At 69.7% G+C, this 4,875-nt stretch carries 3 protein-coding genes; all 3 read right to left on the reverse strand.

The genetic code is table 11. The features are described 5' to 3' along the window. Positions 1-79: 79 nt before the first annotated feature. On the reverse strand, positions 80-2,761 hold the full coding sequence (gene aceE, locus ACFWEP_RS31625) for a pyruvate dehydrogenase (acetyl-transferring), homodimeric type (protein ID WP_387375269.1): 2,682 nt from the start codon (positions 2,759-2,761) through the stop codon (positions 80-82). A 344-nt stretch (positions 2,762-3,105) separates the two neighbouring features. Then, positions 3,106-3,729: a GntR family transcriptional regulator gene (locus ACFWEP_RS31630; RefSeq protein ID WP_387375271.1), complete on the reverse strand. Its 624-nt coding sequence runs from the start codon at positions 3,727-3,729 to the stop codon at positions 3,106-3,108. 173 nt (positions 3,730-3,902) lie between these two features. Beyond that, positions 3,903-4,875 (reverse strand): 2-oxoglutarate dehydrogenase, E2 component, dihydrolipoamide succinyltransferase (sucB, locus tag ACFWEP_RS31635; protein ID WP_387375273.1); only part of this gene is annotated, 973 nt, incomplete at its 5' end.

Genomic DNA, 4,875 nt, shown 5'->3' on the forward strand with positions numbered 1-4,875 from the left:
GTCGAAAGTCCCGCCTGTCCGGCGGGCGGACGGCGCCACTTTCGACACACGCCCTTGGGCCGGGTGCCAGGCGTACGGATCAGAGTCCGTAGCGCTCCCGGGCCTCCTTGATCGCGGAGGCCGGGATCTCGCCCCGCTTGGCGAGCTGGGCCAGGGCCGCGACGACGACCGACTGCGCGTCGACACCGAAGTGGCGGCGGGCCGCGTCACGGGTGTCGGAGAGGCCGAAGCCGTCCGTGCCGAGCGAGGACCAGTCCTGCTCCACCCACTGGCTGATCTGGTCCGGCACCTGCCGCATCCAGTCGCTGACCGCGAGCACCGGACCGGGAGCACCGGCCAGCGCCTGCGTCACGTACGGCACCCGCTCCTCGCCCCGGAGCAGCGCGGCGTCGGCGTCCAGCGCGTCGCGGCGCAGCTCGCCCCACGACGTGGCGGACCAGACGTCGGCGGTGACGCCCCAGTCGGCGGCCAGCAGCTCCTGGGCCTGAAGGGCCCAGTGGATGGCGGTACCGGAGGCCAGCAGCTGCAGGCGCGGCGCGTCGGCGTTGACCGGCGTGCCCTCCTTGAAGCGGTACAGGCCCTTGACGATGCCCTCCTCGACGCCTTCCGGCATCGCGGGCTGGGGCTTCGGCTCGTTGTAGACCGTCAGGTAGTAGAAGACGTTGGAGTCCTCGCCCTCGACGGGCTCGCCGTACATCCGGCGCAGGCCCTCCTTGACGATCACCGCGATCTCGTACGCGAAGGCCGGGTCGTAGTTGAGCGACGCCGGGTTCGTGGCCGCGATCAGGTGCGAGTGGCCGTCCGCGTGCTGGAGGCCCTCACCCGTCAGGGTCGTACGGCCCGCGGTGGCGCCGACGATGAAGCCCTTGCCGAGCTGGTCGGCGAGCTGCCACATCTGGTCGCCGGTCCGCTGCCAGCCGAACATCGAGTAGAAGATGTAGAACGGGATCATCGTCTCGCCGTGCGTCGCGTACGACGTGGACGCGGCGATGAAGTCCGCCATGGAGCCGGCCTCGGTGATCCCCTCGTTGAGGATCTGGCCGTCCTTGGCTTCCTTGTAGTACATCAGCTGGTCGCGGTCGACCGGCTCGTACGTCTGGCCCAGCGGCGAGTAGATGCCGGCCGACGGGAAGAGCGACTCCATACCGAAGGTACGGGCCTCGTCCGGGACGATCGGAACCCAGCGCTTGCCGGTCTCCTTGTCCCGCATCAGGTCCTTGGCGAGGCGGACGAAGGCCATGGTGGTGGCCATCTCCTGCTTGCCGGAACCCTTCTTCAGCGCGGCGAACGCGCGCTCGCCGGGCTGCGGCAGGGCCGCGGCGTGCACCCGGCGGGCGGGGGCGGGGCCGCCGAGGGCCGCGCGGCGCTCCTGGAGGTAGCGGACCTCGGGGGAGTCGGCGCCGGGGTGGCCGTAGGGCACCACACCGCTCTCGAAGGCGCTGTCCGGGATCGGCAGGCCGAGCAGCTCGCGCATGTCCTTGAACTCGTCCAGGGACAGCTTCTTCATCTGGTGGTTGGCGTTCTTGGACTCGAAGCCCTTGCCCAGCGTGAAGCCCTTCACCGTCTGGGCGAGGATCACGGTCGGGCCGCCCTTGTGCTCCAGGGCCGCCTTGTACGCCGCGTAGACCTTGCGGGCCTCGTGACCGCCGCGCGAGGTGTAGAAACACTCGGCGATCTTCGCGTCGGTGAGCAGCTTCGCCAGCTCGACGAGCGCGGGCTCGGCGCCGAAGAAGTGCTCGCGGATGTACGCGACGTCACGGGTGGCGTAGGTCTGGAACTGCGCGTCCGGGACCTCGCGGAGGCGGCGGACCAGCGCGCCGGTGGTGTCGAGCTGGAACAGCTCGTCCCACGCGTTGCCCCAGAGCGTCTTGACGACGTTCCAGCCGGCCCCGCGGAAGGCGCCTTCCAGCTCCTGGACCACGCGGAAGTTGGCGCGGACCGGGCCGTCGAGACGCTGCAGGTTGCAGTTGATGACGAAGGTCAGGTTGTCGAGACCCTCACGGGCGGCGAGCGCCAGGGCGGCCGTCGACTCGGGCTCGTCCATCTCGCCGTCGCCCAGGAAGGCCCAGACGTGCGAGTTCGACGTGTCCTTGATGTTGCGGTTGGCCAGGTAGCGGTTGAAGCGCGCCTGGTAGATGGCCGACAGCGGGCCGAGGCCCATCGACACGGTGGGGAACTCCCACAGCCAGGGCAGACGCCGCGGGTGCGGGTAGGACGGCAGGCCGTCGCCGCCCGACTCCTGACGGAAGTTGTCGAGCTGCTGCTCGCTCAGACGGCCGTCGAGGAAGGCGCGGGCGTAGATGCCGGGGGAGGCGTGGCCCTGGATGTAGAGCTGGTCACCGGAGCCGTCCCCCTCCTTGCCGCGGAAGAAGTGGTTGAAGCCCGTCTCGTACAGCCAGGCCGCGGAGGCGAAGGTGGCGATGTGGCCGCCGACGCCGTACTTCGCCCCACGCGTCACCATGGCCGCCGCGTTCCAGCGGTTCCACGCGGTGATGCGGGATTCCATCTCCAGGTCGCCGTCGAACTCGGGCTCGGCGGCGGTCGGGATGGAGTTGACGTAGTCGGTCTCCAGCAGCTTGGGCAGCGCGAGACCGGCGCCTTCGGCGTGTTCGAGAGAACGCCTCATCAGGTACGCGGCGCGATGCGGCCCCGCGGCCTTGGTGACGGCGTCCAGAGAGGCCGCCCATTCGGCGGTCTCTTCGGGGTCGCGGTCCGGGAACTGGTCGAGTTCGCTCGGACGCTTTCCTACGGGGTCGGTCATGATCGCCGCCTTCCGGAGTGGGAGGGGGTGGAGAAATCCCTGGCTGGCAGGACAGGGCGACGGGCCGGTGGGCCCGCGGAGAACTGTAAATCCCTGATCGATGATCGATCAAAGGGTTGGAGGGGAAAACTTCTCGATATGAAGAAAATGGCATGGGGTGCCGCCAAATGGGGCACGGAGTGACGGGATTAAACGGTGTAAAACGGTCACGATCTGCTCGAAAGAGCGATGCCGGTGACGGATGGGAAACCTGGCGGCAATGCGGACGTGAGAAACAACAAGTAGGGGCCCCGCCACGGTCCGCCCGTCCGAGCCGCACGGACGGTGCTCGCGGATACCGGCGCTCAGGCGCGCGGCGCGCAGCCCAGCACGTGCGCCTTGACCAGCGACCCGATCTGCGGATCCTGCCGCAGGAACGCGTCGATGAGCGCCTCGTGCTCCTCCGCGTACGACTTCTGCACCGTGCCCAGCCAGCGGATCGACAGGGCCGTGAACACCTCGATGCCCAGCCCCTCCCACGTGTGCAGCAGCACCGCGTTGCCGGCCGCCCGCACCAGCTCCCGGTGGAAGCCCACCGTGTGCCGCACCTGCGCCTCCCCGTCGGCCGCCCGGTCGGCCTCGTAAAGGGCGCTCACGTGCGGCTGGAGGGCCGAGCAGTCCGTGACGAGGGCGGGGGCCGCCAGCTCCGCCGCGATCTGCTCCAGACCCGCTCGCACGGGGTAGCTCTCCTCCAGGTCCGCGGCCGTCAGATTGCGGACCCGGACGCCCTTGTTGGGCGCCGACTCGATCAGCCGCAGCGTCTCCAGCTCGCGCAGTGCCTCCCGTACCGGCGTCTGGCTGACCTCCAGCTCGGTGGCGATCCGCCGCTCCACGATGCGCTCGCCCGGCTTCCAGCGCCCGCTGACGATCCCGTCCACGATGTGCTCGCGGATCTGCTCGCGCAGCGAGTGGACGACGGGCGGGGTCATGAGGTGCTCCTTCGGGCGAACCGGTGCCGCCTGGGACCGGCCACGGCCGCTGAGGCCCGTGGTGTTGACCGGCAGTGACCGCCGGATACCCCGTAGACAATACGGCGGCGCCCCCGCCCGGGAGGTGGTCCGGACGGGGGCGCCGCTGGTGAGGCTCGTTACAGCAGGATCGTTCAGAGGCCGAGCTCGACCTCGAACTCACCGGCCTCCAGGATCGCCTTGACCGAGGTCAGGTAACGGGCGGCGTCCGCGCCGTCCACCAGACGGTGGTCGTAGGAGAGCGAGAGGTACGTCATGTCACGGATGCCGATGACGGTGCCCTCGGCGGTCTCGATGACGGCCGGGCGCTTCACCGTGGCACCGATGCCCAGGATGGCGGCCTGGTTCGGGGGCACGATGACGGTGTCGAACAGCGCACCGCGCGAACCGGTGTTGCTGATGGTGAAGGTCGCACCCGACATGTCGTCCGGGGTGAGGCCGCCACCGCGGGCCTTGCCGGCCAGCTCGGCGGTCTTCTTCGAGATACCGGCGATGTTCAGGTCGCCCGCACCCTTGATGACCGGGGTCATCAGACCCTTCTCGGCGTCCACGGCGATGCCGATGTTCTCCGAGTCGAAGTACGTGATGGTGCCCTCGTCCTCGTTGATCCGGGCGTTGATGACCGGGTGGGCCTTCAGCGCCTGGGCCGCCGCCTTCACGAAGAACGGCATCGGGGACAGCTTGACGCCCTCACGGGCGGCGAACGCGGCCTTCGCCTGGTTGCGCAGCTTCATCAGCTTGGTGATGTCGACCTCGACGACCGAGGTCAGCTGGGCCTGCGAGTGCAGCGCCTTCATCATGTTCTCGCCGATGACCTTGCGCATGCGGGTCATCTTGACGGTCTGACCGCGCAGCGGCGACGCCTCCAGCTTCGGCGCCTTGGGGGCGGCCGGAGCGGCGGCGGCAGCGGGGGCCGGAGCGGCTGCGGCGGCCTTGGCGGCCTCCGCAGCGGCGATGACGTCCTGCTTGCGGATACGGCCACCGACGCCGGTGCCCTTCACCGCGCCCAGGTCGACGCCGTTCTCCGAGGCGAGCTTGCGGACCAGCGGCGTGACGTACGCGCCGTCGTCACCCGAGGTCGCGACCGGGGTGACCGGGGCCGGAGCG

This window comes from Streptomyces sp. NPDC060198, from assembly GCF_042728415.1.
Classification (GTDB): Bacteria; Actinomycetota; Actinomycetes; order Streptomycetales; family Streptomycetaceae; genus Streptomyces.

What these genes read in the sequence shown, in the direction of transcription:
- aceE (WP_387375269.1), bottom strand. Translation starts at nt 2,761, where the DNA reads ATGACCGACCCCGTAGGAAAGCGTCCGAGCGAACTCGACCAGTTCCCG.
- ACFWEP_RS31630 (WP_387375271.1), bottom strand. Translation starts at nt 3,729, where the DNA reads ATGACCCCGCCCGTCGTCCACTCGCTGCGCGAGCAGATCCGCGAGCAC.